Source organism: Polynucleobacter sp. TSB-Sco08W16 (assembly GCF_018687455.1).
Classification (GTDB): domain Bacteria; phylum Pseudomonadota; class Gammaproteobacteria; order Burkholderiales; family Burkholderiaceae; genus Polynucleobacter.
This window is the reverse complement of record NZ_CP061291.1, coordinates 1,299,211-1,325,583: the sequence shown is the minus strand read 5'-3', so window position 1 is coordinate 1,325,583 and position 26,373 is coordinate 1,299,211. Positions and strand designations below refer to the sequence as shown.

General features: G+C 46.3%; 28 protein-coding genes. 19 read left to right on the top strand and 9 right to left on the bottom strand.

All coding sequences use genetic code 11. The features are described 5' to 3' along the window. Window positions 1-15: 15 nt before the first annotated feature. The 3 genes from FD961_RS06605 to smpB all read right to left on the bottom strand — a co-directional run bounded on the left by FD961_RS06605 (window position 16) and on the right by smpB (window position 3,009). On the bottom strand, window positions 16-993 hold the full coding sequence (locus tag FD961_RS06605; protein ID WP_215393174.1) for an alpha-E domain-containing protein: 978 nt from the start codon (window positions 991-993) through the stop codon (window positions 16-18). Window positions 994-1,011: 18 nt separating this feature from the next. Next, entirely contained in the window at window positions 1,012-2,424 is a 1,413-nt protein-coding gene (locus FD961_RS06600; RefSeq protein WP_215393173.1) for a circularly permuted type 2 ATP-grasp protein, read from the bottom strand. Between the two features lie 132 nt (window positions 2,425-2,556). Then, window positions 2,557-3,009, bottom strand: a complete 453-nt coding sequence (gene smpB, locus FD961_RS06595) for an SsrA-binding protein SmpB (protein WP_215393172.1) — start codon at window positions 3,007-3,009, stop codon at window positions 2,557-2,559. Between the two features lie 25 nt (window positions 3,010-3,034). On the opposite strand from smpB, the gene FD961_RS06590 reads away from it, so the two are divergent. The 12 genes from FD961_RS06590 (at window position 3,035) to FD961_RS06535 (ending at window position 12,387) form a co-directional block, all read left to right on the top strand. Beyond that, window positions 3,035-3,466, top strand: coding sequence for a type II toxin-antitoxin system RatA family toxin (locus FD961_RS06590; RefSeq protein WP_215393171.1), 432 nt, complete (start codon window positions 3,035-3,037; stop codon window positions 3,464-3,466). After that, the gene (locus tag FD961_RS06585) at window positions 3,459-3,809 is read left to right on the top strand and encodes an RnfH family protein (RefSeq protein ID WP_215393170.1); all 351 of its coding nucleotides are present in this window, start codon (window positions 3,459-3,461) and stop codon (window positions 3,807-3,809) included. Before FD961_RS06590 ends, FD961_RS06585 begins: the two co-directional genes overlap by 8 nt. Window positions 3,810-3,835: 26 nt before the next feature. Continuing rightward, entirely contained in the window at window positions 3,836-5,299 is a 1,464-nt protein-coding gene (gene guaB, locus FD961_RS06580; RefSeq protein ID WP_071465373.1) for an IMP dehydrogenase, read from the top strand. 13 nt (window positions 5,300-5,312) lie between these two features. Further along, complete coding sequence (gene guaA, locus FD961_RS06575; RefSeq protein WP_215394388.1) at window positions 5,313-6,920, top strand: glutamine-hydrolyzing GMP synthase; 1,608 nt, start codon at window positions 5,313-5,315, stop codon at window positions 6,918-6,920. Between the two features lie 20 nt (window positions 6,921-6,940). After that, on the top strand, window positions 6,941-7,738 hold the full coding sequence (locus tag FD961_RS06570; RefSeq protein ID WP_215393169.1) for a ferritin-like domain-containing protein: 798 nt from the start codon (window positions 6,941-6,943) through the stop codon (window positions 7,736-7,738). Between the two features lie 26 nt (window positions 7,739-7,764). After that, on the top strand, window positions 7,765-8,463 hold the full coding sequence (locus FD961_RS06565; RefSeq protein ID WP_215393168.1) for a hypothetical protein: 699 nt from the start codon (window positions 7,765-7,767) through the stop codon (window positions 8,461-8,463). Further along, the gene (locus FD961_RS06560) at window positions 8,439-9,167 is read left to right on the top strand and encodes a hypothetical protein (RefSeq protein ID WP_215393167.1); all 729 of its coding nucleotides are present in this window, start codon (window positions 8,439-8,441) and stop codon (window positions 9,165-9,167) included. The genes FD961_RS06565 and FD961_RS06560 overlap by 25 nt, the downstream gene beginning before the upstream one ends. 28 nt (window positions 9,168-9,195) lie before the next feature. Continuing rightward, window positions 9,196-9,849 (top strand): 7-carboxy-7-deazaguanine synthase, encoded by a 654-nt coding sequence (queE, locus tag FD961_RS06555; RefSeq protein ID WP_215393166.1) that lies wholly within the window; start codon window positions 9,196-9,198, stop codon window positions 9,847-9,849. 38 nt (window positions 9,850-9,887) lie between these two features. Further along, window positions 9,888-10,352: a 6-carboxytetrahydropterin synthase QueD gene (queD, locus tag FD961_RS06550; RefSeq protein WP_215393165.1), complete on the top strand. Its 465-nt coding sequence runs from the start codon at window positions 9,888-9,890 to the stop codon at window positions 10,350-10,352. Next, on the top strand, window positions 10,353-10,811 hold the full coding sequence (gene tadA / locus FD961_RS06545; RefSeq protein WP_215393164.1) for a tRNA adenosine(34) deaminase TadA: 459 nt from the start codon (window positions 10,353-10,355) through the stop codon (window positions 10,809-10,811). Beyond that, window positions 10,808-11,752, top strand: a complete 945-nt coding sequence (locus FD961_RS06540; RefSeq protein ID WP_215393163.1) for an LD-carboxypeptidase — start codon at window positions 10,808-10,810, stop codon at window positions 11,750-11,752. Before tadA ends, FD961_RS06540 begins: the two co-directional genes overlap by 4 nt. A 68-nt stretch (window positions 11,753-11,820) precedes the next feature. Beyond that, complete coding sequence (locus FD961_RS06535) at window positions 11,821-12,387, top strand: heme-binding protein (protein WP_215393162.1); 567 nt, start codon at window positions 11,821-11,823, stop codon at window positions 12,385-12,387. A gap of 13 nt (window positions 12,388-12,400) precedes the next feature. On the opposite strand, the gene FD961_RS06530 is transcribed toward FD961_RS06535, so the two are convergent. From FD961_RS06530 to FD961_RS06510, 5 genes are read right to left on the bottom strand one after another with little or no spacing between them, the layout of a single operon-like run. Then, window positions 12,401-13,276 carry a 23S rRNA (adenine(2030)-N(6))-methyltransferase RlmJ gene (locus tag FD961_RS06530; RefSeq protein WP_215393161.1) on the bottom strand — a complete coding sequence of 292 codons (876 nt, stop codon included), beginning with the start codon at window positions 13,274-13,276 and terminating at the stop codon, window positions 12,401-12,403. Between the two features lie 6 nt (window positions 13,277-13,282). Continuing rightward, complete coding sequence (locus tag FD961_RS06525; RefSeq protein WP_215393160.1) at window positions 13,283-14,074, bottom strand: phosphatase PAP2 family protein; 792 nt, start codon at window positions 14,072-14,074, stop codon at window positions 13,283-13,285. A 5-nt stretch (window positions 14,075-14,079) separates the two neighbouring features. Then, window positions 14,080-15,339 carry a glycosyltransferase family 9 protein gene (locus FD961_RS06520; protein WP_215393159.1) on the bottom strand — a complete coding sequence of 420 codons (1,260 nt, stop codon included), beginning with the start codon at window positions 15,337-15,339 and terminating at the stop codon, window positions 14,080-14,082. An 18-nt stretch (window positions 15,340-15,357) separates the two neighbouring features. After that, window positions 15,358-16,401 carry a lysylphosphatidylglycerol synthase transmembrane domain-containing protein gene (locus FD961_RS06515; RefSeq protein ID WP_215393158.1) on the bottom strand — a complete coding sequence of 348 codons (1,044 nt, stop codon included), beginning with the start codon at window positions 16,399-16,401 and terminating at the stop codon, window positions 15,358-15,360. 49 nt (window positions 16,402-16,450) lie between these two features. Continuing rightward, window positions 16,451-17,947 (bottom strand): glycosyltransferase family 39 protein, encoded by a 1,497-nt coding sequence (locus tag FD961_RS06510; RefSeq protein WP_215393157.1) that lies wholly within the window; start codon window positions 17,945-17,947, stop codon window positions 16,451-16,453. 56 nt (window positions 17,948-18,003) lie between these two features. Here FD961_RS06510 and FD961_RS06505 point away from each other — a divergent pair, with 56 nt between their 5' ends. Further along, window positions 18,004-18,804 (top strand): DUF3047 domain-containing protein, encoded by an 801-nt coding sequence (locus FD961_RS06505; protein WP_251371242.1) that lies wholly within the window; start codon window positions 18,004-18,006, stop codon window positions 18,802-18,804. Window positions 18,805-18,830: 26 nt separating this feature from the next. Here the strand turns inward: FD961_RS06505 and FD961_RS06500 are convergent, their stop codons facing one another. Continuing rightward, entirely contained in the window at window positions 18,831-21,107 is a 2,277-nt protein-coding gene (locus FD961_RS06500) for a cation-translocating P-type ATPase (protein WP_215393156.1), read from the bottom strand. 51 nt (window positions 21,108-21,158) lie between these two features. Here FD961_RS06500 and FD961_RS06495 point away from each other — a divergent pair, with 51 nt between their 5' ends. The 6 genes from FD961_RS06495 to FD961_RS06470 all read left to right on the top strand — a co-directional run bounded on the left by FD961_RS06495 (window position 21,159) and on the right by FD961_RS06470 (window position 26,368). Further along, entirely contained in the window at window positions 21,159-21,353 is a 195-nt protein-coding gene (locus FD961_RS06495) for a heavy-metal-associated domain-containing protein (RefSeq protein WP_071465910.1), read from the top strand. A 121-nt stretch (window positions 21,354-21,474) separates the two neighbouring features. After that, entirely contained in the window at window positions 21,475-22,563 is a 1,089-nt protein-coding gene (apbC, locus tag FD961_RS06490) for an iron-sulfur cluster carrier protein ApbC (RefSeq protein WP_215393155.1), read from the top strand. 32 nt (window positions 22,564-22,595) lie between these two features. Next, entirely contained in the window at window positions 22,596-23,111 is a 516-nt protein-coding gene (locus FD961_RS06485; protein ID WP_251371241.1) for a DUF3305 domain-containing protein, read from the top strand. After that, entirely contained in the window at window positions 23,108-23,638 is a 531-nt protein-coding gene (locus FD961_RS06480; protein WP_215393153.1) for a DUF3306 domain-containing protein, read from the top strand. The genes FD961_RS06485 and FD961_RS06480 overlap by 4 nt, the downstream gene beginning before the upstream one ends. A 10-nt stretch (window positions 23,639-23,648) precedes the next feature. Next, entirely contained in the window at window positions 23,649-25,739 is a 2,091-nt protein-coding gene (locus FD961_RS06475) for a 4Fe-4S binding protein (RefSeq protein WP_215393152.1), read from the top strand. After that, a complete protein-coding gene (locus FD961_RS06470) occupies window positions 25,736-26,368 on the top strand; it encodes a molecular chaperone (protein ID WP_215393151.1) in 633 nt (210 codons plus the stop codon). Before FD961_RS06475 ends, FD961_RS06470 begins: the two co-directional genes overlap by 4 nt. Window positions 26,369-26,373 lie beyond the last annotated feature (5 nt).

Genomic DNA, 26,373 nt, shown 5'->3' with positions numbered 1-26,373 from the left:
AGTCTTTATGAGGTCTTAGGCGACCGCTAACGGGATCAAGTAGGCGCTACTGAATTCATCTGCAATATGGTTGATGCGCTCCAAGAATGCCTCAATAAATTCTTCCAGTCCTTGTGAAAACACCTCATCAATATCCGAATAATCTAAACTTGCTTTGAGTTTTCCGAGCAGGCGTTCAATTTCTTTGGACTGTTGGTTTTTCACTTCAGAAATCAAGGGAATGAGTTCATTAACGCAGCACACTAATGAGCGTGGCATTTGCTTATTGAAAATGAGTAATTGAGCTACTTGCTTTGGGGTAACTTGATCGGAATAGATCTGGCGATAAATTTCAAATGCTGAGACTGAGCGGAGCAGGGCTGCCCAGTGATAAAAATCAAAGAATTCACCGTGAGTTCCATCTTCAGGGGAATTATCAGAGCTCAGAACCTTGAGTGCTGCTTGATCCTCATACTTGGTTTCCAAAATGCGAGCTGTATTGTCGGCGCGCTCTAACAGCGTCCCTACGTTGATAAAGTAGAAGGCCTCATTCTTGAGCATGGTGCCATGCATCACACCCCTAAAGAGGTGGCAGCGATGCTTTACCCATTCCAAGAGTCTGCTTGGATCTGCCTGATGTCTTGCCTCGAGAATGCGCTGCAATTCAAGCCAGGTAGTGTTTTGCGTTTCCCAAACCTCAGAAGTAATCTTGCCACGAATTACACGTGCATTTTCACGGGCGGCATAGAGGCAGGAAACAATACTAGATGGATTGCTGGTTTCATAAATCATGAAATCAAGAACATTCTCACGATTCACAACATCATATTTGCTTAAGAAAGCATCTTCTAATTTGGAAATCGTGAGTAGCTTCTTCCAGCTTTGCTCTAAAAACTCAGCAGGCTGTGGGAGCAATGAGGTTTGATGATTTACATCCAGCATGCGGGCAGTATTTTCTGCGCGCTCGGTGTAACGGGCCATCCAGTAAAGACAATCAGCTGTACGACTTAACATGTTATTTTCTTATTCCTCTTACTCTTCCAATACCCAAGTATCTTTGGTGCCACCACCCTGGGAGGAATTCACCACCAAGGAACCTTCTTTGAGGGCAACCCTGGTTAAGCCGCCAGGCACCATCTTGATAGTTTTTCCAGAGAGGACAAAGGGGCGCAAATCAATGTGTCGAGGAGCAACACCTGACTCTACAAATGTAGGACAAGTTGATAGCGCCAAGGTGGGTTGGGCAATATATTTATCGGGGTTAGCTACTAAATGGGTTCTAAATTCTTCAATCTCAGCTTTGGTAGATGCTGGGCCGACTAACATTCCATAACCACCTGCGCCATGCGTCAACTTCACAACTAACTTTTCTAGATTGGCTAAGGTATAGGCCAAATCATCAGGCTTACGACATTGGAAGGTTGGTACATTATTCAGAATTGGTTTCTCACCCAAATAAAACTCAATCATCTCTGGAACATAAGGGTAAATAGACTTGTCGTCAGCAATGCCAGTGCCGATTGCATTGGCTAAGGTTACATTACCAGCGCGATGAGCTGACAATAAGCCTGCCACGCCTAGTGTTGAGTCTGAGCGAAATGCAAGTGGATCCAAGAAATCATCATCGACGCGGCGATAGATCACATCTACTCGCTCCGGCCCTTGAGTTGTCCGCATGAAGACCTGTTCATTTTTCACAAACAAGTCTTTACCTTCCACTAACTCGACACCCATTTGTTGTGCAAGATAGCTATGCTCAAAATAAGCGGAGTTATACATGCCGGGCGTCAATACCACTACGTTTGGCTTCTTGACATCATCTGGTTTAACGGACTTTAAACATTCCAACAAGAGATCTGGGTAGTGCTCAACGGGAGCAATGCGATATTTTTGAAAGAGGTCTGGGAACAGACGCATCATCATCTTGCGGTCTTCTACCATGTAAGACACGCCGGAAGGAACGCGTAAGTTATCTTCTAAAACATAAAATTCGCCTTCACCCGCGCGCACAATATCGATACCTGCGATTTGCGCATAGATGTCTCGTGGCACGCTAACGTTGCGCATCTCTGGACGATATTGCGCATTGTTATAGATTTGTTCAGCAGGAACAATGCCAGCCTTAATAATTTCTTCATCGTGATACACGTCATAAATAAAGCGATTTAGTGCTTTAACGCGTTGACGCAAACCTGCTTCCAGCTGCTCCCATTCTTTTGCAGTGAAGATCCGGGGGACCTGATCAAATGGAATAGTTCGCTCTGAGCCCAAGTCATCACCATAGACGGCGAAGGTAATGCCCACTCGTCTGAAGATGAGGTCAGCTTCAGCGCGCTTCAAACCCATCAGGGTATCGCTCTGTTGCTTTAACCAATTGTGAAAAATTTGGTAGTGGGGACGCGCTTTGCCTGCGGCGTCAAGCATTTCATCGAAAGGCAATTTCATAGTTATAAAACTAATGCCTTTATAAAAGCTTGAATGAATTATGTGAAGCAGCTTGGTGCTACTATGCACCATAATAGTGCATAAATCCTCAGATGCTTTAGCTCAGGGCAGTCTACCTGAGTTTTTGGCAGATTAAGCGTTTAAATCGCCTCTGGCAATGCGCCCCTTTTGGACTTCCCATTCACGCTCTTTAGTGGCTGCGCGTTTGTCATGCTGCTTTTTACCTCTGCCTAAGCCAATTTCACACTTCACATTCCCTTTGGAAAAGTGAAGGTTTAAAGGAACCAGGGTGTAGCCCTTTTGCTCTACCTTGCCAATGAGCTTGCGGATCTCTATAGCATTGAGCAGAAGCTTTCTGGTGCGGGTGCTATCGGGCACGATATGGGTTGAAGCAGATAGTAGTGGGGTGATATGGCATCCGATCAGGAAAAGCTCCGCCTTGCGAATGACGACATACGCTTCTTTGACGTGCACGCGCCCAGCGCGGATAGCCTTCACTTCCCAGCCTTCCAGCACTAGCCCTGCCTCAAAGCGCTCCTCGATAAAATAATCAAAGAAGGCTTTTTTGTTATCGACGATACTCATATTTATTTAGCTTCCAAGATCGATTATGGCAGACGTCTATAAGACCGTTTTAATTGGCCAATCAGCCGACCGCATGTATGGCTTAGTCACTGATGTAGCGCGTTATCCCGAGTTTTTACCTTGGTGTGGTGGTGTGGAAATTTTTGAGCAGACTGAGACGGTTCTGGATGCCAAAATCAAGATCAGCTTTAAGGGCGTTAATCAGTTTTTTCATACCCGCAATATCAACCATCGCCCTGAGACCATTGATATGGTTTTTATAGATGGCCCATTTAAGCATTTTTCAGGCCAATGGAACTTCATTCCCTTGCGTGAAGACGCTTGTAAGGTGGAGTTCAAGTTGCATTGGGAGTTTAAAAGCATCATTCTCGATAAGATTATTGGCCCCGTCTTTGGCCATATCGCCGGGACCTTTGTGGACTGCTTTGTCAAACGTGCAGAAGCACTATATGGGTAAGCAAATGCTTGATATCTGGATTTGCGATGCTAGGGAGGGTGACCCAATACTGACCCCATTTCAGTTGTTGGTTGATCACAATGAGTCCCCGACAGTAGGTTTGGCCCTTGCTAAGGCAGGAATAGCAGATAGCCCGACAGATCCTGCTTTGGCTAGAAAGGGGTGCTTTGGTGTCTTTGGTAAACGCAAGGATTGGGATAGCCCGATCTATGCCGGAGATCGTTTAGAGCTCTATTCTCCGCTGTTGATCGACCCTAAAGCCGTCAGACGCAAAAAGGCAAACCAGAACCAGGACGCCAAATTCCAGGCTGCCGCAGCCAAAAGGAAGGCTAGGAGGCTATAATCTGTTTTTGCGACTAGGGGTTTTGCATGCGACTCATTCAAAAAGCACTCACTTTTGACGATGTGCTCCTCGTACCGGCCTATTCTTCGGTACTCCCTCGAGATGCCAGCTTGGCAAGTAAGTTAACTCGAGATATTTCACTCAATACACCATTGGTGTCTGCTGCGATGGATACCGTCACAGAAGGTCGATTGGCGATTGCCATGGCTAGTGAGGGCGGTATTGGCATCATTCATAAAAACCTAAAGCCTGCTGAACAAGCTCGTGAAGTGGCTAAGGTTAAGCGTTATGAATCTGGTGTTTTGCGCGATCCCATCACTATTAGTCCTGATGTCACATTGCGGCAAGTGATTCAGCTTTCTCGTGAGCATGGCTTCTCTGGATTTCCAGTTCTGACTGGTAAAGAAGTGGTTGGCATTATTACTAACCGCGACTTACGTTTTGAAGAAGACTTAGATGCACCTGTCAAAACAAAAATGACTCCACGTGAGCGCTTGATTACCGTGAAAGAGGGCTGCTCCTTAGAAGAGGCTAAACGCCTGATGAGTCAGCATCGTCTTGAGCGCGTGTTAGTAGTCAATGATAAATTTGAATTGCGCGGTTTAATTACCGTCAAAGATATCCTAAAGGCCACCGAGCATCCTAATGCTTGTAAAGATGGTGAAGGTAAGTTGCGCGTTGGCGCAGCAGTCGGCGTAGGCCCAGATAATGATGAGCGCATTGAACTCTTGGTACGTGCAGGTGTTGATGTGATTGTGGTAGATACAGCCCATGGCCATAGCCAGGGTGTATTAGATCGTGTTAAATGGGTTAAGAAAAACTATCCGCACGTACAAGTTATTGGCGGCAATATTGCTACTGGTGATGCAGCTAAAGCGTTGGCTGATCACGGTGCTGATGGGGTCAAAGTAGGTATTGGTCCAGGCTCTATTTGTACGACTCGTATTGTTGCTGGCGTTGGCGTTCCACAAATCACTGCGATCGTGAATGTGGCTACCGCATTAAAAGGTACTGGCATTCCATTGATTGCTGATGGTGGTGTACGTTACTCCGGTGATGTTGCCAAAGCATTAGCGGCTGGCGCAAGTTCAGTCATGATGGGTGGGATGTTTGCGGGAACTGAAGAAGCTCCTGGTGAAGTGTTCCTGTATCAAGGGCGTTCATACAAGAGTTATCGCGGTATGGGGTCTTTGGGTGCGATGGCCGATGGTTCAGCTGATCGTTATTTCCAGAGCGATATTGTTGCTAATGCTGAGAAGCTTGTTCCAGAGGGCATTGAAGGACAAGTCCCTTACAAGGGTAGTGTGCTTGCAATCCTCCATCAGCTCACCGGTGGCATTCGTTCCTCCATGGGTTATCTCGGTTGCAAGACAATTGCTGAGTTGCATGAAAAAGCCAATTTTGTGGAAATCACTTCTGCGGGCGTGCGCGAGTCACACGTTCATGATGTGAAGATCACCAAGGAAGCACCGAATTACCATATTGATTAAGACTGTTTCTGACGTGCACGACAAAATACTGATTCTCGACTTTGGTTCACAAGTAACTCAACTAATTGCTAGGCGTGTGCGTGATGCTCGAGTCTATTCAGAGATCCATCCCTACGATTGCGATCCAGAGTTCATCCGTAAATTTATTCAAGAGCAGGGCGGTAAAGGAATCATTCTTTCTGGAGGCCCCAGTTCAGTAACGGAAGAGGGCAGTCCGCGTGCGCCACAAATCGTATTTGAACTAGGGGTTCCCGTTTTAGGTATCTGTTATGGCATGCAAACCATGGCAACTCAATTGGGCGGCTCGGTAGCTTCGGCGGAAGCCTTGGGTAAGGCTCGTGAGTTTGGCTACTCTGAAGTGCGCGCGCATGGCCACACTAATCTGCTTAAAGGGATCCAAGACTTCTCGACCAGCGAAGGTCATGGCATTCTGAAGGTGTGGATGAGTCATGGTGATTCTGTGACTACAATGCCGCCGTCTTTTAAATTGATGGCATCCACTGAATCTTGTCCAATCGCAGGCATGGCTGATGAAGATCGTTGCTTCTATGCCTTCCAATTCCATCCTGAAGTAACTCACACTATTCAAGGAACTGCAATCCTTGAGCGTTTTGTGCATGAAATTTGCAAGTGCAAACCAGATTGGGTAATGGGCGACTATATTGCTGAGGCTGTCGACAATATTCGCAAGCAAGTTGGTGATGAAGAAGTTATTTTGGGCTTATCAGGTGGTGTTGACTCAAGTGTTGCCGCAGCCTTAATTCATCGCGCTATTGGTGATCAGCTTACTTGTGTATTTGTTGATCATGGCCTACTTCGCTTGAATGAAGGCGATATGGTTATGGAGATGTTTGCACGTAACCTTGGTGTTAAGGTCATTCGGGTTGATGCCAAAGAAACCTTTATGGGTGAGTTGGCTGGTGTAGCTGATCCAGAAGCCAAGCGCAAAATTATTGGCAAAGAGTTCGTTGAAATATTCCAAACCGAGTCTGGCAAGATTCAGAATGCGAAGTGGCTTGCTCAGGGAACTATCTATCCGGATGTTATTGAGTCTGCTGGTAAAGGTAAAAAGGGCGCACATACCATTAAGAGTCACCATAATGTTGGTGGCCTGCCAGAGGATATGCACCTCAAGTTACTCGAGCCGCTACGTGAATTATTCAAAGATGAAGTGCGTGAGCTTGGTGTTGCATTAGGCTTGCCGCGTGAGATGGTGTATCGCCATCCATTCCCAGGTCCAGGATTGGGTGTTCGCATCTTGGGTGAAGTAAAAGCAGAATTTGCCAGTCTATTACAGCGAGCAGATGCCATCTTCATTGAAGAATTACGTAATACGATTGATGAGGCTAGCCAAAAATCTTGGTATGACCTCACCAGCCAAGCATTCGCCGTGTTCTTGCCAGTGAAATCTGTTGGCGTGATGGGTGATGGTAGAACGTATGAGTATGTTGTTGCTCTTAGAGCAGTGCAGACACAAGATTTTATGACAGCACATTGGGCACATTTGCCACATGAGTTGCTTGGTAAGGTTTCGAATCGCATCATCAATGAAGTGCGCGGGATTAATCGTGTGGTCTACGATATCAGTGGCAAACCGCCTGCAACAATTGAGTGGGAATAACCCCCCCCACTCTTTTTTCAATGACCGAGTTACGCCAATCCGCCCTTGCTATATTGGCTCTTGCAGATGCGCAAATGAAAGTAAGTCGAGTATTTGAACTATTCGATGACTATCAACAGCAACGCATCACGCTCAAAACTGCAGACATATTGAATGAGCAGGGCCTTCAACTGCCAGGGCGCCCGCAAAAGCCCGAGTTAATTCCACCTTTGGAAGTTCCCAAAAGAAGAATGGATACCGTTGAAGGCAGGGCATCTCTTCTGCACTCACTTGCACACATTGAATATAACGCCATCAACTTGGCTTTAGATGCTATCTGGCGTTTTCCTAATATGCCTCAGAAATATTATGAAGATTGGCTGAAGGTTGCTAAAGAAGAGGCATACCATTTCACACTAGTGAATCGCTATATCCAATCATTTGGATTTACTTACGGGGATTTTCCTGCTCACAATAGTTTGTGGGAGATGGTAGAGCGCACCAAAGATGCAGTCATTGCCAGAATGGCCTTAGTGCCCAGAACAATGGAAGCCAGAGGCTTGGATGCTGTTCCGATGATTCGAGATCGTTTTAAGCAAATTAAAGAATTGGGCGCCGTAGAAATATTAGAAATTATTCTTCGAGATGAGATTGGACATGTCGGTATTGGTAATCACTGGTTCAATTTCTTGTGCGCTAAAGAAAATCTCTCGCCAATTTCGGCCTATAGAGATTTGGCTAAAAAATACTGTGCACCAAAATTAAGGGGGCCTTTCAATATGGAGGCTCGTAAACAAGCCGGTTTTAGTGATGAAGAGCTTGGCTTGCTTGGCGTATAGTTAATCCATCACCATTAGGAGGGCGTATGAATTTATCTCGTCGAACTTTTATCGCATCAGCAGTATTAGCGCCGGTAGCTTGTGGAGTTCCACTGGGATATGAGCACGGTACTCCCATCTCCCAGCCAAATCCATTGCCAACAGTTCGTACCCCTGAAGTTGGGCAGGAGTGGAACTATGTCAAGAAGGATGTTTTCAATGGGAAGACTCTTGGCATTATTACCGAAAGAGTTGCTAGTGTGGGCTCAAGCATTAACATTGAGCGCTCAGAAGATGGGAATATGCTTCCTAACGAAATTCAGTCTCCTTGGGGCTTCGTTAGCACTGATCCTCAGTGGCCCAGATTACTGAGCTTTAACCCAGCGCTGCCATTGTGGCCACTGGAGCTTTCCGGCTCCTGGAGCAAGCAATTCAATACCAAATACAGCATAGGCGGTTATTCCGATAACAAATTAGGCTGGCAGGAATATATGAGTGCCCATGGATGGGAGCGAATTACCGTTCCAGCAGGTACATTCTTGACCTTGCGTTATCAAAGCTTAATTAATTATGAAAGTGATGACGATAATAAAGTGAATTGCATTCGCAAGGAAACTGTTTGGTTTGCACCTCAGATCGGAAGATGGGTCGCACGAGAGGCATCAGGCTCCTATCAAATACAAGGTCAAATAGGCGCCGTGATTAACGAGGGCAGCTATCAATGGCAACTCACCTCATACAAGTGAAACAGTTGCGTAGATTAGTTTTGCTGGTCTTGCCAGTTTTATTAGTGGGCTGTATTTCTTCGCAGCCATTTCCTCAGGGTATGACCGTTGCCCAGCCTGTACTAACGCCAATAGTTCGCGCGCCTAAGGTGGGGCAGGAGTGGGTTTATCAAATCCGCAATGTTTTTAACCAAGAGATTGTTGATACCGTAACCGAACAAGTGGTTTCGGTTGGCAGGGAGATTCGCATTGCTAGATCTGGATTGAAAGCAGGCCCTCTTCCAGATGAAATTCAGTCGCCATGGGGATTTGTTGTGCAAGACCCCCATTGGAGCACTCCGCAAATATTTCAACCAGCGATTCCGCTTTGGCCGATACAACTACAGCCTGGCATGAATCAGTTTTATAAAACCCAATATCAAGTACCCGGATATCCAGATGGAAGTTATTACTGGGGCTTGAGCATGAATTCACTTGCTTGGGAGCAAATTCAGAGTCCTGCGGGTAATTTTCTGGTTTTCTATTTTCACAATGAAGCCCCCTATTTCCAAAGTAATGACCTCTTTCGGGTTCAAAATATCCGAGATGAAGACGTCTGGTTTTCCCCGGAAGTGGGGCGTTGGGTAATCCGCAGGGGGAGTGGTCGCTACATTACGCTTGGGGTTGCATGGGCTAATGCCTACTGGGAAGACTATATGCAATGGGAGTTAGTCTCCTGGAAGTGAGTAAAGCGCATAAAATAAGCGTATTCCTATGTATACCGTTAAAGAACTATTTCCAACCTTACAAGGTGAAGGTGCTCACGCCGGACGTGCGGCAGTATTTTGCCGTTTTACTGGCTGCAATTTATGGAGTGGTCGTGAAGAGGATCGCGCAACTGCTGTATGCCAATTTTGCGATACAGATTTTGTTGGTAGCGACGGTATCGGCGGCGGAAAGTTTCAGATTGCTAAAGACTTGGCGGATGCTATTGAATTCGCATGGATAAGTACCTTGGCAGGGCCTCAACAAAGATATGTTGTCTTTACTGGTGGAGAACCCCTTTTGCAGTTGGATGAAGAACTGATTGCAGCGCTTCATCAAAAAGGATTTGAGGTGGCTATTGAAACGAATGGCACTATCAAGGTTCCAAAGGGGGTTGATTGGATTTGTGTGAGCCCAAAGGTAGGCTCTGATCTGATCGTACTGCAAGCGAATGAGTTGAAATTAGTAATCCCTCAAGTAGGCCATGATTCTCTAGAAAATTTAATGGCCCGCTTTGAGAAGATGGATTACCGGAATCGATTCTTGCAGCCCATGGATGGACCAAACCTCAAAAGCAATACCGAATTAGCCGTAGGCTTATGTCAAAAAAGACCATTGTGGAGATTGAGTATTCAATCGCATAAACTGATTGGTATCCGATAAATAAGCATCAGCAAATACTCATTACTTTAAAGAATTGAATGACTAGTAAACAACCTGCTATCTCTATAACCCGCCGTCTTGAATTTGACTCCGGTCATCGCATCCCTAATCATGATGGGCAATGTAGGCACTTGCATGGCCATCGCTATGCTATTGAAGTTACCTTAACTGGTGAGGTTGCCGATCACCCCGGTAAAGCGGATGATGGCATGGTCTTGGATTTTGGCGATATTAAGCGCCTCACAAATCAATACGTAGTTGAGCAATGGGATCATGCCTTTTTGGTGGCCAGAGAAGATGAAGGTCTCGTTGCTTTCTTGGCCAGTTTGCCGAATCACAAGACGGTGATCATGGAGCATGTGCCTACGGTTGAAAATTTAGCGAATGCTGCATTCGCAATACTGCAACCAGTTTTTAGCAAAGCATTCGGTGGCCGTCTTGAGTTATCTGCGGTTCGACTGTATGAAACCCCAAATTGTTGGGCTGATGTTCATCATTCTTAAATGAATCAAGCTGAACTTGATCATCAGTTCATGCAGCATGCTTTCGAGCAAGCTCAACTTGCTGCTGCTGTGGGTGAAGTTCCAGTGGGGGCTGTGTTAGTCCGCGATGGACAGATCATCTCCAAAGCATTCAATAAGCCCATCTCAAATCATGACCCAAGTGCGCATGCAGAAATGCTGGCACTGAGAGAGGCTGCCAAAGCTGAGCAAAACTACCGTCTCCCAGGAAGCACTTTGTATGTCACTCTAGAGCCCTGTACGATGTGCTCCGGTGCCATTCTTCATGCCAGAGTTGATCGAGTGGTATTTGGCGCTCCGGATCCTAAAACAGGTGCTGCTGGAAGTGTTTTGGATGTATTCTCATCAAAACTAATCAATCATCAAACCAGCATTGAGGGTGGCGTTATGAGTGAAGAGTGTGGCCAGCTATTAAGAAGCTTCTTTAAGGAGCGGCGTTGAAGTCTATTCATCTTATTGCACCTTCTGGCGCTAGCTTGGATGAGAAAAGTCCCTTAGCCGCCATAGAGACCCTCAAATCCTTGGGAATTGCTATTCACAATCCTGACTGTATACATCGTGTGCACGAGCGATTTGCTGGCAGCGATACAGAGAGATTAAACGAGCTGAATCAAATTGCAACATTAGATCCTCAGCATCTTGTCATGGCGATGCGTGGGGGCTATGGTCTTCATCGCTTACTTTCGAATATCGAGTGGAATGCCATTGCAAAGGCCGTCAAGAATGGCCTGCAGATTTGTGGACATAGCGATTTCACAACATTCGAGTTGGGTTTATTGGCACAGACAGGTGCCATTAGTCTTTCTGGCCCGATGTTGAATTACGACTTTGGCAGAATCGATGAAAGCGGTAAGGTAGCTCCCTTGGATGAATTTACGTGGAAGCATTTCTTATCTGCAGTTCAAGACCGAAAACTCGATTGTGCTATCACTACTCCTCAGGCTTTCTTAGGGCAGTCTGTATCAGGTGCTATCTCTGGAATGCTTTGGGGTGGTAACCTCACTGTGCTAGCAAGCCTTATCGGTACACCATACATGCCATCGAGCTCTCAAACCCAGGGCGGTATCTTGTTCTTAGAGGATGTCAATGAGCATCCTTATCGACTAGAGAGGACCTTGATGCAGCTCTTGGACGCCGGTGTCCTTAATAATCAGGCTGCATTATTGTTAGGTGGTTTTTCTGCTTATCGTTTGTATGACAACGACAAGGGTTACAACCTTGAACGCGCCATCAATTTCATTCGTGAACGCTTACCAAAATCAATCCCGATCATGACGGATCTACCATTTGGTCATCAGGCGAGCAAGCTCACATTGCCTGTTGGTGCAAATGCAACCGTCGATTACAACACTTCAGGTTTTACGCTTAAGGCTCAGTGGTGAATATTTCTTTGAGAGTATTGGTTTCTCAAGGTCTCTTTTTTATAGTGCTTACATTCACGGGAGCAGCAATGGCAACCGAAGAGCCAAAATACTCTGTTCTTGAAAAATCAGCTCCATTTGAGCTTCGATCTTATGCGCCAATGATCTTGGCTGAGGTTCAAGTTGAGGGTGATTTAGATGAGGCATCAAGCCAAGGTTTTCGACTGATTGCAGCCTATATTTTTGGTCAAAACCAAGTTAGTGAAAAAATAGCGATGACCTCACCGGTTGCGGTTGAGGAGCAGCCTCCTAAAAGCGCCAAGATCGCGATGACTGCCCCAGTCAATATTGAAGGTAATGCTGGTCAGTGGACCGTCTCTTTTGTTATGCCCTCTGAATATTCCATGGAAACTCTACCGAAGCCTCTGAATGCAAAAGTGCAGCTAAGGCAAATCCCTGCAGTCAGAAGAGCGGTCATTACTTTTTCTGGTTTCTATAACAGCCAAAAAGTTGCCGAGAAAACAGTGGAGCTGGAAGGGTGGATGAAGACTAAAAATTTACAGGTAGCCGGTACGCCTAAGTTTGCTCGCTATAACCCACCTTGGACGCTACCATTCATGCGCCGTAACGAGATCATGATTGATGTGCGCGACTAAATCAGTTTAAGACTTAGTTTTTAGCTTCAAAACTCTTTAATAAGTATTGTGCCCCTCCGCCAATACCCAATGCTTTACTTAGGGTAGGCAGCGCATCAGCAAGGTGCTTTTCTAGTGTCCATGGGGGATTAATCACAAACATCCCACTGGCTTGTAGACGCCTCTCGCCTGGCGCATTCTCAACGCGTAATTCTGTATGAAGCCATGAGCGCTTATGCGCAGCGCAAATCTTCTTCATGCGATCAGGCAGCGCTGCTGATTCCCTTCTGGGGAGAACGGGATACCAGATTGCATAGCATCCAGTAGCGAAGCGCAGCAGGGCCTCCTCGATTGCAGTCTCAAGATAGCGATAGTCTTGCTTATCCTCATAAGAAGGGTCAATTAGCACTAAACCGCGCCTACTTGGAGGGGGCAGTAGGCCTTTAAGCCTACTAAAACTATCTTCAGCATAGACATCGATTTGCTTAGACTGCTTCAATTGACCAATATTGTGACGAAGAATATCAATTTCCTTGGGGTGCAGCTCAAATAACTTTAGTCGGTCTTGTGGCCTTAAGAGTTGCGCCAGAATAAAAGGAGAACCTGGGTAAGTATTGAGCTCGCCTTCAGCGTTGACGGATTCAACACACTCTATGTATTTTTGAATACTCTCAGGAATGGCATTTCCTGCCTCTTTAAACTTGAGCAAGCGAAATATTCCGCTCTCAGCTTCTTTACTAACCGCTGCAAACCCATCTTCCAGACTGTAAATACCAGCGCCAGCATGGGTATCAACCATTGTGAGGGCACCAGGCTTTTCCTGTAAATACTCAAGCAGATGAATCAGTGTGAGATGTTTGAGGATGTCAGCATGGCTGCCAGCATGAAAGGCGTGTCGATAGCTAAACATAGAGCTTTAGCCTAAGTTTCCAGATGATGGAGTAAATTGCGCTCTGATAAAAAATATCAGAGTGATTGCAATAATTGCAATGGATACGTACTGCAGTGGAAGGTTTAATTCCAGATCCATGATTTGAGTGATGTGCACGTAAATGGCAACAATACCGCTGAGGGCAATTAAGCGAGACCAAATGGCACGAGGGATGAGTTGTGATTGGGGAACGCGCAGCGCTAAAAGGGCTCCAAGCATGCCACACCACATGCCAACTCCAGAACCAGCGAGGACATCAGTTGGCCAATGCGCTCCAACTGCAATCCGGGATAGCCCTACAAGCGACGCAATGCCAAATAGGATTATCAAATGACTGCGCTTATCTCTGGGGGTGGCAAAGTACAACGCGCTCGCAATTGCAAAGGCCGTTAAGGTATGACCTGAAGGAAATGCCTTGAAAAGCAGGGGCTCACCAATGCGATGAAAGCTCCCGTCCTCCAAGAGCCCAGCTGGTCTTGGTAAATCAAATATATTTTTGAGGGTCGAGCTGCTTAAGCCGGAAATTACCCCGCCGAAGATGCCTGCAGTCAACAAACGTGGCGCTAAGAGAATTAGTGGAAATGCAAGAGCAAATATGCCCCAACCATTTCCGAGGAAGGTAAGCCATGCCCAAAGGGTATCTGGCAATAATTGCGTGAAGTCGTTGATAAATCTAAAGCTAGAGATCTGGAGTTCACTAAAGTAAATGGCAAAAGCCAGCGCAATAGGAAGTAACGGTAAAAACCAGATGTAATTTGGAATCGCTTGCTTACTCATCCAGCTTAACGACCTTTTGCCTTGTCAGCTTCTTGCAATTGGACTGTGACTTTGTCCAGCACCTGGGTAACGCTGATCGCTTGCATGCAAACGTTGTCGTGACATGGTGTTTTGCGATGATTAGCCGCACTCACGCAAGGAGAGCAAGCAAGATTAGCGGTGATAGCAATTGAGTTGCCTACAGAGCCATAGAGTGCAGGTGTTTCAGGACCAAAAAGAACCACAGTTCGCAGTGGCGTCACGGCAGAGAAGTGTCCAGGACCAGAATCATTGGTCACCATGACATCAGACAGGGTATACAACGGGGGCAACTCAGCAAAACTTACCTGTCCAGCAAAGTTCAACGCATTCTTCACGTTAGCAACGGAGCGCACCTTGTCGACATAGACAAATTCTGCAGGTGAGCCGGTGATCAAAATTAAATCATTGGGGTAGCGTTGATTTACCGCTTGAATGAGTTCAGAAAATCGTTGCTGAGCCCAGCGACGTTGAGGTAAAAGATCACTCGCATTTGGATTAATCAGAATCAGACGATCTTTTCCATAAGTGAATGGGATGCCAGCTTCAGATGCTTTCTTTTCAATGCGGGCCAATACTTTTTTCAAGACATCAGGGTTGATGATCGCTTGCTCTAGCTTGACTTCAGAATCTGAGATATGAATTTTGCTAAATGGCACTTCAATCTCTTTTGCAAATGCGGCATGAATTAAGGAGAGAAAGTTTTTGGTAATGTGAATATGTGGGTTGTAATGAACCTTGCGTGTGAGCATGAAGCCACGCCACAAGCCTTCACCATGAAAGATGTGATAGCCGACGCGACGACGAGCACCACAAAGACCTGTCAATAGGGCAGTAAACCGCGAGAAGAGCTCTAAATCAATGACGGTATCAATGCGATGAGTACGTGCCAAAACTAAAAAACGGAGAGTGTCTTTAATTAAGCCACCCAAGCTAGAAGAGTCAATTGTGAAAATATTTTCCGGTTTGACGGTGTTGAGAAGGGTGAGGCTGGCGCGATTGCTTTTAAAGATTAAAAAGAATAATTCAGCGCCGCGAGCTTGGGCATTACGCATTGCTGGGTCAACCAAGATAGCGCTACCCATTTCTGATAGTTCGATAAAGAGGAGTTTCTTGGGCTGATCTGGGCCGCGACTAAAAATATTTTTAATACCATCAATTAGAGCAACTATTGGACTAGCAATTGCACACAAGGGTACTCCAACCCAATGATCAATGGCACGCATGGTATTGACGCTAATAGTCATAGTTGTACTCGGAAAGAATTATTTTCGTTTTAATAAAAAGTATGCGCCAGGCAATACAGAGATGACCGTAATTGCACCATAGCTAATAGAAGCCAATACAGTTAATGAAGGGTTGACCCCCCACAGCGCCAACACAGAAGATAAAGTGGCTTCACGCAGACCCCAACCAGAAATGCTGATCGGCAACATTAATAGAAGGCTCAAGGCAGGTAGACCAATCATTAAGCCTTCGATTGGAGCATTTGCACCATATGCTTTCATACAGAAAAGGAATGTCAGGATCGTTAGGCAGTGAATGCCGATGGCAAAGATAGCCTGGGCTATATTCATAGGCCACGAAAAGGCCAAATGAATACCAGGCATCGCATTGCTCATGCGTAGGCGATTCAGTAGTTTCTGTAAGAGCTCACGACTAGGTGTCCAAGCCAGCCCTAGCGCAACGGCTAAGCCTGCAAAGATCATTATGGCTACTACTGCGTAGCCTAAGTCTTGACCCCATGCGGCAAGTGTGGCGCCCCCCAAAATAAGACCGAGACCACCCAGTAAGTTATTACCAGCTAGACCCAAGAGTCGGTCTACCAATACCATCGCGAAACTGAGCCGCAGTTTTGGATTGGCATGCTCTAGATCTACTGAGTGGTGTAACTCATCATCTAGCTTTTTCGTTTCACTCAGATTGCCGCCACTCGTTAAATGGGTTGCTGTAATTGCACGATAGCTGTCGCCACCCAGAGTGCTTGGCAGGCCTTGATTAATTAGTCCGCCTGCAAAGTAGAGGGCAATGTAACTTTTCAAGCTGCCATGAAAGCCTACGCTGCGCATTAAAAATCCCCAGCGAAGTCCACCACAAATAAAGGCGCAGCAAATCGCTAATGCAGCCGCGATCAACCAAGCTGGCTCCATCTTGATTTCAGAATGGAATAAGGTGTACCAGTCAATTCCGCTGGTTGCCTTCCAGAGCAGGGTAATCGACAACAGAATGCGGATAGTTGGCCACGCACGCTTCAGAATTGATTTCCACCCGGATGGGGTTTTTGGGGTGGATTGGGGTTGTGAACTCATAGGCGTAAGGATAATGCTTTGGGCGCCTAAGGTCTTGAATTTGGGCGAATTACTCCGCCAAACCCGAGCCCTGCCAGTTGCTACAAAGACTGAAGTCAAATTTGGACAAGACTTGGCCAAAACGCTTGATTTCCAGAGTCTCGATCGGATCGCAGCGTTCAAAAGCCGGCTTATTGCCAACTGGTGCCTCAAATGACAAGCCGGACCAGTTAATCAGAAGAATATTAGCGCCGCGGGGAAGTTGCCCAAACCAGAGGTCAAACTGATCTTGTCGCTGATCCAGTACAAAGACTGGGGTAGGTTTTGCATACCAGGCTGCACGGCTTCCGAGAGTCCAGTTTTGCACGGCAATGCCATTGGCTTTTGTTGTCTGCGTCAACTCAGCTGCTTTTTGCCCTGCAGCTTTCCAGCCATAGAGATCTGCAATTGGATTGGATTTGACTGTTGCGGAACTGACTCCCCCGGAAAGAACGTATGCAAATCCAATACAGCAAACTAGAACTTGAGTAATAAAAAGAGTGCGGATGAGTCGGTGATGTTGTGTTGACCATGCTTTAGCTAAACCGATGCCGGCAAATGGTGCAAGACAGAACCATGCCGGTGATGTCCAGTGAGGTAGACCACCGCCTCCTGATAGCCCGGTAAAAATCAAAAAAGGAATAACAAAAAATCCCAATAAGGCGAATAAAGAAAGTTTGCTACTGTGAATGCAGTGCTTAATAAATAAATAAGCACCTAAGATAAGTAGGGGGCCGTAGACTAAGACTTGGATTCCTAAATAAGCACCCAATCGACGCCAGAGCCAGGCGCCTCCAGCACCATGAGCAATTTGATATTTAAAAGATATCCAATCGTTTACCCAATTCCAATAGAGCACTGGTGTGATTAAAAGCAGAGCAATCCCAACTGCTACCCAAAAACCTGCAGTATTAATCCATCGCTTTTTAGGATTGCTCAAAAAAATGAACAGTACAGCTAGCGCAGTAAATATCGCAGTGTATTTGCTCAGACCTGCCAATCCTAATAAGCCCCCAGTAATGAGCCAGTCACTAATGCTGAAATGATCCTTGCTTAACCAGCGCAGCGACATCATCATCAGTCCGAGACTTAAGGGTGCGAGTAGGGTATCGGGTAACAAACCAATTGCTAAAACATGAGGCATGGGTGCGGCGATGATTGCGAGCACCGCCATCAGGCCGCAGCTATTTGCTGAGGGTAATGCGCTAGTTAAGTAGGCTGCATTGGGACCCTGGATGAATCGATGTACTTCCAGCGTCACTTGATATGCCAAATAGCAAGATAAGATCCAAAGTAATTCTGGGATGAGTCGAATGACTCCTTCGGAAGAGGTCAGAGTTACCAGTGGCCATTGAATCCACCCCACTAATGGAGGGTGATCAAAATAACTCCAAGCTAAGTGCTGTGCATATAGGGCGTAGTGGGCTTCATCAACTGAGAACTCAATTGCAAAGCCTAGGGCAAAGTGCACCAATGCTACGAGGCATACGCTGATTACAGCCCAGCTTGAAGGAGATTGATGGCGCATGCCTTGATTTTAGACTCAGTTTTTTATCGTCTTCAGCAATTATTTGGGACAATGGGATGATGCTTAAGATTGCCTCCTTTTCCTTCATTGTCTGCATGGCGCTTAGCTTGGCTGGTTGTGCTGGTTTTGGAGGCGGTGCGGTTGAAAATGAATCAGGGCAGGCTTTTAATGTGGACCAAATTCCTGCTCAGGAAGAGCTTCCAAAATTTTCAGCAGAGACCGCGCGTGAGGGAATGCCAAATGGTTGGAATTTTTATCGCATAGCGCCCTACAAAAAGAATACGGTTTACCGCCTTGAAAATTATCAAGGGCGTACGGTCCTTAGTGCCAATTCAAAAACCTCAGCCTCTGGACTGGCTGTGAAATTGCGTCCACGCCAGGCAAATAATTTATGGTTGCAATGGGAATGGAAAGCAACTGGCGCATTACCTGAGGCCGATAACACAGAAGGGTATCGTGATGATGCGCCCTTAAGAATCTTGGTGGCCTTTGACGGCAATAAATCCAAACTTCCCTTAAAAGAAAAAATGAATTTCGAGATGGCCAATCTCATTAGCGGCCAAGAGATGCCCTATGCAACCTTAATGTATATCTGGTCTGGTAAAGCTCCAGTCGATACGATCATTACCAACGCGCATACTGCAAGAGTCAAAATGATTGTGGTGGATTCAGGTTGGGAGAGTTTGGGAGAGTGGCGCAAGCATCAGCGTGATCTTGCTGCTGACTATCAGCGTGCCTATGGAGAAGCTGCCGGACAAGTGATTGGCGTCGCATTGCTTACTGATACCGACAATACTAAATCCGAAACCCGAGCCTTCTATGGCGACATTGAATTGATTCGGAAAAGCCCAAAATAACAAATCAGAATCTCAAGTGGGTTAGGCTAAATGTGAGAAGGGCTCCAACGTTTTAATAAAAGCGCGTTACTGAGAACGCAAAAGCTCGAAAGGGCCATCGCGCTCCCAGCTAGCATAGGCGATAGGTATCCTAGTGCCGCGAGAGGGATGCCAATGGAATTGAATGCAAATGCCCAAAACAAGTTTTGTTGAATCTTCTTCCAGGTTCTCTTCGAAATATCAATTGCATCAGCTACCAGGCTGGGATCGCCACGCATCAAAGTAATTCCAGCGGCTTGCATCGCTACATCAGTGCCCGTAGACATGGCCATACCCACATCAGCAGACGCTAATGCAGGCGCGTCGTTCACGCCATCACCCACCATGGCGACATATTGGCGAGCGTGATTTATTTCAGAAGATTGCAGTTGGCGAATAATGTCTGCCTTATCGCTAGGCATGATCTGTCCATACACTTTGTCAATAGAAAGAGACTGCCCTACGCGTTGGGCTGCAGCATTGTTATCCCCCGAAAGCATGACGGTTCGAATACGCATCTGATGTAGTGCAGCGATTGCTACCTTGGCATTGGGTTTCAGTTCATCACCAAATGCAATGATGGCAAGCGGGCTTGGTGGATTTGTTTGATTCATTAATACAGAAATAGTTTGACCAGCATCCAAGGCACTCTGCGCCATATTGAGAATATCTGCATAGTGTGGATTATTTTCTAAAGATGCAATGCTTTGCAAAGCAAGACTTTGGCCTATCCATGGGCCTGCACTAGGTTGGCCCATAATTCCTACGCCTGGTAATGCCTTACTTTCTGATGGGGTGACAGGAGTGAGACCGGCTTTTTTTGCGGCATCTAGTAATGCCTTTGCCAAAGGATGTTCGCTGCCCATTTGTAAGCCAGCAGCACTCGCCAGCATCTCATTGCTATTAAGCGCATTCGTAAACGGAATAAAGGCCAATACTTTAGGCTTGCCGATAGTAAGCGTGCCTGTTTTATCAAAGGCAACCACGTTTAAGCGATGCGCTAGTTCCAATACTTGAGGGTCTTTAATCAAAATACCAAAGCGCGCTGCAACTCCTGTGCCGGCCATGATAGCTGCCGGTGTTGCTAGACCAAGAGCGCAAGGGCATGCAATTACTAAGACGGAAACTGCCCGCAATATCCCGATGGAAGTGGAGTCTAAATAAAGCCAATTTGCCAAGCCGGTAAGTAGAGCAATCCCAATCACGCTTGGAACAAAAATAGCGCTGACACGATCTACTAATTTTTGGATCGGGGCCTTTTGAGTTTGCGCATCTTCAACTAAAGAGATGATTTGAGATAAGACACTCTCAACCCCCACAGCCTTAGTGTCAACGACCAATACACCTTCTCCATTCAGTGATCCACCAATGACTTTTGCGCCTTGTAATTTTTTAAGGGGTGCACTTTCTCCCGTGAGGAGCGATTCATCGATATGACTATTGCCAAACACGATGATGCCATCAACGGGAATGCGTTCGCCGGGCATCACCAAAATATGATCCCCCGGAAAGACTTGCTCTAAAGGTAATTCGCGGTATTGCTCTAAAAACGAACCTTCGCCAACAACGGCATTTGAATTAAGAACCTTAGCATTTTCCGGCCACAGTTTTTGGAGTGCACGAATCGCTTCACTTGTTTGTTGTTTTGCTCTAGCCTCTAGCCATTTGCCTAGCAAGACCATGCAAATAATGACAGTTGAACCCTCAAAATAAAGTTCATGACTTTCATCTGGCAATGTCATCATTAAATATACGCTTAAGCCATAAGCGGCACTAGTACCAAGAGCAACTAGCAAATCCATATTACCTGCGCCAGCAAGCAAAGATTTAAAGCCTGCCTTATAAAAACGCCAACCCAAAATAAATTGCACGGGAGTGGCCAAAATAACTTGCCACTTTGGTGAGAGCGCCCAATGTATTCCAAATGGCATTAGAAACATTGGAAGAAATAGCGGGGCGGAGAGGGTAAAGCTGAGTAGTACGCGACCCAGGCCATCCGATCCCCAAAAAGTGTGTGAGTAATTTGCTTTGGCATCACCATGAGGGGTGCTTACTATTGCCGAGTAACCCGTTTTTTCAACTAAGGCAATCACGCCATCGATGTTGATCTCAGATCTAGGCTTGAGCCGCACCTTAGCCTGTTCGGTGGCCAAGTTAACGCTAGCGGCCTCAACCCCAGGAATCCGAAGGAGTGCCTTCTCAACCCTAGCGACACAGGAAGCGCAGGTCATTCCGCCAATATCTAGGGTAAAAAGCGCTGAATTTGTCTCATTTGGGTTGCTCATATGGAAGATAATCTACTGAATGCAGGGCAAATTCAATGCAAAGGAGCCGATATGTTGAATCTGAAAGTATCTGGAATGACCTGTGGAGGCTGTATTAATGCTGTTACTAGGGCTGTTCAGGCTCAGGACCCGACAGCGAAAGTCCAGGCAGATCTTGCTAGCCAGATGGTCAATCTAGAAACGACGCTGAGTTTTAGCCAGGCCGCGCAATTAATAACTGAGGCAGGATTCCCTGTCTCCCAGTAAGTTACTTGGGTCGCACCAGCAAATTTTTGCCGGTGCGGTTAATCTACTCGCTATTTAATCAGAAGCACATTTAGCAATTTTGGATTCCAAGCCCCAGAATTTCGCATCATAGGAGAAGGTAGTGTCATTGACTGTAGAGACCGTTCAAGGAGCGCTGAAAAGCTTAATTGATCCAAACACGAAGATTGATTTTGTAACGGCAAAAAATGTAAAGAACCTCAAGGTTGAGGGAGGCGATATCTCTTTAGATATTGTTTTAGGTTATCCAGCTAAGAGTCAGTTTGATGCTGTTCGTAAATCTGTTATCAATGCTTTGCGTGAGTTACCTGGCGTCAAAAATGTGAGCGTCAATGTCTCTAGTCAGATTGTTGCGCATGCGGTACAGCGGGGGGTGAAGTTATTGCCCGGTGTGAAAAATATTATTGCGGTAGCCAGCGGTAAAGGCGGCGTAGGTAAATCAACTACTGCTGTGAACCTAGCATTGGCACTTGCAGCAGAAGGTGCTCAAGTTGGTATTTTAGATGCGGATATTTATGGCCCAAGTCAGCCGATGATGCTCGGCATTACTGGTAGACCTAACTCAATAGAGGAAAACACTATTGAACCGATGGAAGGACATGGTTTGCAAGCGAGCTCTATTGGCTTCTTAATTGATGATGATGCACCGATGGTTTGGCGTGGCCCGATGGTGACATCTGCATTAGAGCAATTACTGCGCCAAACCCGTTGGCGTGACTTAGATTACTTGGTCGTAGATATGCCACCAGGTACTGGCGATATTCAATTGACCTTATCGCAAAAAGTTCCCGTCACTGGTTCGGTGATTGTCACTACTCCACAAGACATTGCTTTGCTTGATGCTCGTAAAGGTTTAAAGATGTTTGAGAAGGTTGGCGTTCCAATCATTGGCATTATTGAGAACATGAGCACTTATATCTGCCCAAGTTGTGGTCATGAGGAGCATGTCTTTGGTGCTGGCGGTGGCGAGAAGATGTGCAAGGAATACGGCGTGGAATTTTTAGGCGCTTTACCCCTCAATTTATCTATCCGAGAGCAGGCGGATGCAGGTCGCCCAACCGTAGTTGCTGATCCTGATGGCGCTATCAGTGCAATCTACAAAAACATTGCTAGACAGGTTGCTATCAGAGTCGCTACTCTATCTAAAGATATGAGTAGTAAATTTCCGAACATCGTTGTTCAAAACACTTAAGGCCCTGAGTATCTATGCGCTTTGCGGTATTAATGCGTAAACAAAACATGGATAACCCATGGGTTTCATACCGGTGGGTGCCTCAGGAAGTATTGCCTGATTTTGGGCAATTCACTGGCAATTCAAGTCATTCACTCTCTGGTCAATTTTTGGAGCGTGATGCGGATGGAGAATCTTGGCTATTTACTGGTTATGAACTAGATCTCTTTCCGGATGAGGCTGAAGGTTACTATCTCAACGTATCTGCAACTACACCATGTTGGTTTGTGATGTGGAGATTAGAAGAAGACATTGAGCGCTATATTGATGAGCAATCACTGCCTTTGGCAAGAGTTGAGTCTACTATCGCAGTCCCACATCGAATTTGTGTGAGCTATAACGAAGCTGCACGTTTGCTTGATGGTGGAGAGTCAGTCGATACCATTCCCCTGAGCGATGAACATGCTTCTTGGTTGCAGGAGTATGTCAATGAGCACTATCGACCTGAACCTAAGAAGCGCCATAAGCCCGCATCATTCAAGGGTGCTGACCGTTCTGCGGGGGAATGATGGCAGATAGCTTTTTAAGTCGCTGGTCGCGCCGCAAGGCTGGTAAAGAAGATGAGCTCATTGAGCAGCCCAAATCTAATGTTGAGCCAGTTAAGCCATCAGAGCCCCAAGAGAGCGAGGCGCCACCCTCAGCCACGCTAGAAGACGTCGATAAGATTGACCGTTTTGCCCCAGATTTTTCTGCTTTCATGAAGTCTGATGTAGATCCGGCAGTTCAGCAGGCGGCACTCAAGAAGATGTTTACTGACCCTCATTTCAATATCATGGATGGCTTGGATATTTATATTGATGATTACTCCAAGGCGGACCCATTGCCTCCTGGCATGCTAGAGAGAATGGTCCAAAGCGATATGCTCAATTTGTTCCGCAAGAAGGACGAAGCAATTGCTCAGCAAGATTTAGCCCCAATCGAGCCGCCTTCTGCGGAGTCAGCAAAATCTGATTTAACATCCACACAATCTCTTTCTCAGGATAAATCTGCGAACTTGGATGAAATGCCGATAAAGTCGGATCAGAACAAAACCTAAAAGGTTGTCAATGAGTCAAAAATTAGTCTGTAACTGTAATGGCACGATGCCTTTGGATGCTAAGGCCTTGGGTGTACCAGTTCACAACTCCCTATGTAGGCAAGAAGTAGGCTCTTTCTTGAAGGCCTTAGATGGTTCAGATTCACTAGTCGTTGCCTGTACGCAAGAGGGTGCTTTATTTAATGAATTGGCAGAGCAAGCTGAAAAACCCTTAATTGCACCATTGCGCTTTGTAAACATTCGCGAAGTTGCGGGTTGGACCCAAGAGGCAAAATCATCGGGACCAAAGATTGCTGCTTTATTGGCCTTGGCTGATATGCCCGAGGCCGAGCCTGTCCCCGTCGTGAATTACGAAAGCCAGGGAAGACTCTTGATTGTTGGTCCTGGATCACAAGTAATCCCATGGGCTGAAAAACTCAGCACATCCTTAGATGTTTCTGTTCTCTGTACTGAACCTAGTGATCTTCCGCTCGCTCGTAATTACCCCATCTATAGTGGAGCGGTAAGTAAGTTAGATGGCTATCTTGGTAATTTCTCAGTCGAATGGGATTTGCAAAATCCAATTGATCCGGAAATGTGTACACGCTGCGGCGCTTGTGTGGACGCTTGTCCAGAAGCTGCGATCGATCTCTCGTTCCAGATTGATTTGGATAAATGCAAGTCACACCGATCCTGTGTTACCTCCTGCGCTAGCATTGGTGCCATTGCATTTGATCGTGTAGATCGTAGCCGTAACGCCCAATTTGATTTGATTTTGGATCTCCGCATGGATCCAAAAATGCGTATGAGCCAAACCCCACAGGGTTACTTTGCTCCTGGTAAGGATCCCCTGGATCAAGCTCTAGTAGTAAATCAATTGCTAGAGATGGTGGGTGAGTTTGAGAAACCAAAATACTTTGCCTATAACGAAAAAGTTTGCGCACACGGTCGCAACGGTAAAGTGGGCTGTAGTGCCTGTATAGATGTTTGCTCTACTGGCGCAATCAGTTCATTATTTAAAGGTGGTCAAGGTAGTGTTGAGGTAAATCCCAATCTATGCATGGGTTGCGGAGCCTGTTCCACGGTATGCCCATCTGGGGCAATGCGCTATAACTATCCGAGCGTGACGCATCAGGGCAAAGAATTAAAAGCGCTCGCTACAGTCTTCAGTGCTGAAGCCAAAAAAATCAATCTAGCCGCTGCACCAAGTTTGCTACTGCATAGCTTAAAGAAAGGTACTCAGCTGATCGATGGCTTAGGCCGTTCTGCGCATGTGTTGCCGAAGCAGTTTGAAGCATTGCCATCGTTCGTGATTCCTTATGGCATAGAGCATATTGCTTCTACTGGACCAGATTTATGGCTGGGCGCCTTGGCCTATGGTTTTGCAGAGGTGGTCCTATTGTTAAGTGGTGAAGAGGATCCCGCATATCACGCAGCCCTAGAAGATCAAGCTAATCTAGCTAATGCCATCTTAAAAGCTTATGGGTTTGATGAGCGTATTCAGCTGGTGATGGCTGATTCTGCACAAGACCTGCAGCGTGTCTCTAAAGCGATGGGCGCACTCCGCCAGCGTGGCGCTCTACCTGCGCTGTGTACTCCAGCTAGCTTTGGTTTGTCGAATCAGAAGCGCGAAACAGTGGAAGCGGTACTTGAGCATTTTCAAAAGCAAGCAAAGGCTGCATTGCCAGAGGCTGGAGTGCCGCTTCCGGCAAACTCTTTACTTGGCGGTCTTGCCATCAACAAAGAGGCTTGTACGTTGTGCATGTCTTGTGTGGGTAGCTGCCCGGAGGGTGCATTACTGGATAACGCAGATGAACCCATTTTGTCTTTTATTGAGAAGCAGTGTGTGCAATGTGGCATTTGCGTTCAAACCTGTCCTGAACATGCCTTGACTCTTCAACCCCGCTTACAAACAGTTGAGCAACGTAAGCAAAGATCAACCCTGAATGAAACTCAAGCCTTTCATTGCATTAGCTGTGGAAAGCCATTCGGAACCACAAAGATGGTGGATCTGATGCTGGCTAAGCTTGGAGCACATGGTGCGTTTGCTGGTGCGGCCATGGATCGAGTAAAGATGTGTGGTGATTGCCGAGTCGTGGATATGGTGAAAAAAGAACTATGAGTACAAAAGAAAATGTATCAACCGAAGTAGGTGATGTAGGTTTGCCTGAGGATTTAGCTAGAGCAGACCTCTATGGTTTAATCGCCCGATTTTTTCATCTGCCACCAGACCAAGAGTTATTGGATCAAATTGCCGCTACCGCTGATCAACAAGATACGGCAAATGAGGCACCGTTAGCTAAAGTCTGGATGGATGTTGTAGAAGTTGCTAAAAATAATCCAGCAAAAGCTTGGCACGAAGAATTCGATCTCAATTTCATTAGTGTTGGTAAGCCGAATGTGGTTTTGAATGGATCGTTTTATATGGCAGGACACCTGAATGAAAGGCCGTTGGTCAATATTCGCAAGGCTTTAGAAGAGTTTGAGCTTGAGTCAGCTGATGAAGTGACCGAGACTGAGGACCATATTTCAGCTCTTTGTGAAGTCATGCGCTATCTGATTGCTGGAGACGATGTAGGGGTATCAAACCTTACAAACCAAAGGGTTTTTTTCAATGAGCACATTCGTCCTTGGTATGACGAGTTATGTGATGCCATTGAAGGCATTCCAGAGATGCATCTTTACCGCCCAATTGCCGCGCTGACCCGAGAATTCTTGGCAATTGAAGGTCAAGGCTTTGACATGATTTAATGTTG

Coding starts and splice junctions, on each gene's coding strand:
- FD961_RS06605 (WP_215393174.1), bottom strand. CDS start 993: ATGTTAAGTCGTACAGCTGATTGTCTTTACTGGATGGCCCGTTACACC.
- FD961_RS06600 (WP_215393173.1), bottom strand. CDS start 2,424: ATGAAATTGCCTTTCGATGAAATGCTTGACGCCGCAGGCAAAGCGCGT.
- smpB (WP_215393172.1), bottom strand. CDS start 3,009: ATGAGTATCGTCGATAACAAAAAAGCCTTCTTTGATTATTTTATCGAG.
- FD961_RS06590 (WP_215393171.1), top strand. CDS start 3,035: ATGGCAGACGTCTATAAGACCGTTTTAATTGGCCAATCAGCCGACCGC.
- FD961_RS06585 (WP_215393170.1), top strand. CDS start 3,459: ATGGGTAAGCAAATGCTTGATATCTGGATTTGCGATGCTAGGGAGGGT.
- guaB (WP_071465373.1), top strand. CDS start 3,836: ATGCGACTCATTCAAAAAGCACTCACTTTTGACGATGTGCTCCTCGTA.
- FD961_RS06570 (WP_215393169.1), top strand. CDS start 6,941: ATGACCGAGTTACGCCAATCCGCCCTTGCTATATTGGCTCTTGCAGAT.
- FD961_RS06565 (WP_215393168.1), top strand. CDS start 7,765: ATGAATTTATCTCGTCGAACTTTTATCGCATCAGCAGTATTAGCGCCG.
- FD961_RS06560 (WP_215393167.1), top strand. CDS start 8,439: ATGGCAACTCACCTCATACAAGTGAAACAGTTGCGTAGATTAGTTTTG.
- queE (WP_215393166.1), top strand. CDS start 9,196: ATGTATACCGTTAAAGAACTATTTCCAACCTTACAAGGTGAAGGTGCT.
- queD (WP_215393165.1), top strand. CDS start 9,888: ATGACTAGTAAACAACCTGCTATCTCTATAACCCGCCGTCTTGAATTT.
- tadA (WP_215393164.1), top strand. CDS start 10,353: ATGAATCAAGCTGAACTTGATCATCAGTTCATGCAGCATGCTTTCGAG.
- FD961_RS06535 (WP_215393162.1), top strand. CDS start 11,821: ATGGCAACCGAAGAGCCAAAATACTCTGTTCTTGAAAAATCAGCTCCA.
- FD961_RS06530 (WP_215393161.1), bottom strand. CDS start 13,276: ATGTTTAGCTATCGACACGCCTTTCATGCTGGCAGCCATGCTGACATC.
- FD961_RS06525 (WP_215393160.1), bottom strand. CDS start 14,074: ATGAGTAAGCAAGCGATTCCAAATTACATCTGGTTTTTACCGTTACTT.
- FD961_RS06520 (WP_215393159.1), bottom strand. CDS start 15,339: ATGACTATTAGCGTCAATACCATGCGTGCCATTGATCATTGGGTTGGA.
- FD961_RS06515 (WP_215393158.1), bottom strand. CDS start 16,401: ATGAGTTCACAACCCCAATCCACCCCAAAAACCCCATCCGGGTGGAAA.
- FD961_RS06510 (WP_215393157.1), bottom strand. CDS start 17,947: ATGCGCCATCAATCTCCTTCAAGCTGGGCTGTAATCAGCGTATGCCTC.
- FD961_RS06505 (WP_251371242.1), top strand. CDS start 18,004: ATGATGCTTAAGATTGCCTCCTTTTCCTTCATTGTCTGCATGGCGCTT.
- FD961_RS06500 (WP_215393156.1), bottom strand. CDS start 21,107: ATGAGCAACCCAAATGAGACAAATTCAGCGCTTTTTACCCTAGATATT.
- FD961_RS06495 (WP_071465910.1), top strand. CDS start 21,159: ATGTTGAATCTGAAAGTATCTGGAATGACCTGTGGAGGCTGTATTAAT.
- FD961_RS06485 (WP_251371241.1), top strand. CDS start 22,596: ATGCGTAAACAAAACATGGATAACCCATGGGTTTCATACCGGTGGGTG.
- FD961_RS06480 (WP_215393153.1), top strand. CDS start 23,108: ATGATGGCAGATAGCTTTTTAAGTCGCTGGTCGCGCCGCAAGGCTGGT.
- FD961_RS06475 (WP_215393152.1), top strand. CDS start 23,649: ATGAGTCAAAAATTAGTCTGTAACTGTAATGGCACGATGCCTTTGGAT.
- FD961_RS06470 (WP_215393151.1), top strand. CDS start 25,736: ATGAGTACAAAAGAAAATGTATCAACCGAAGTAGGTGATGTAGGTTTG.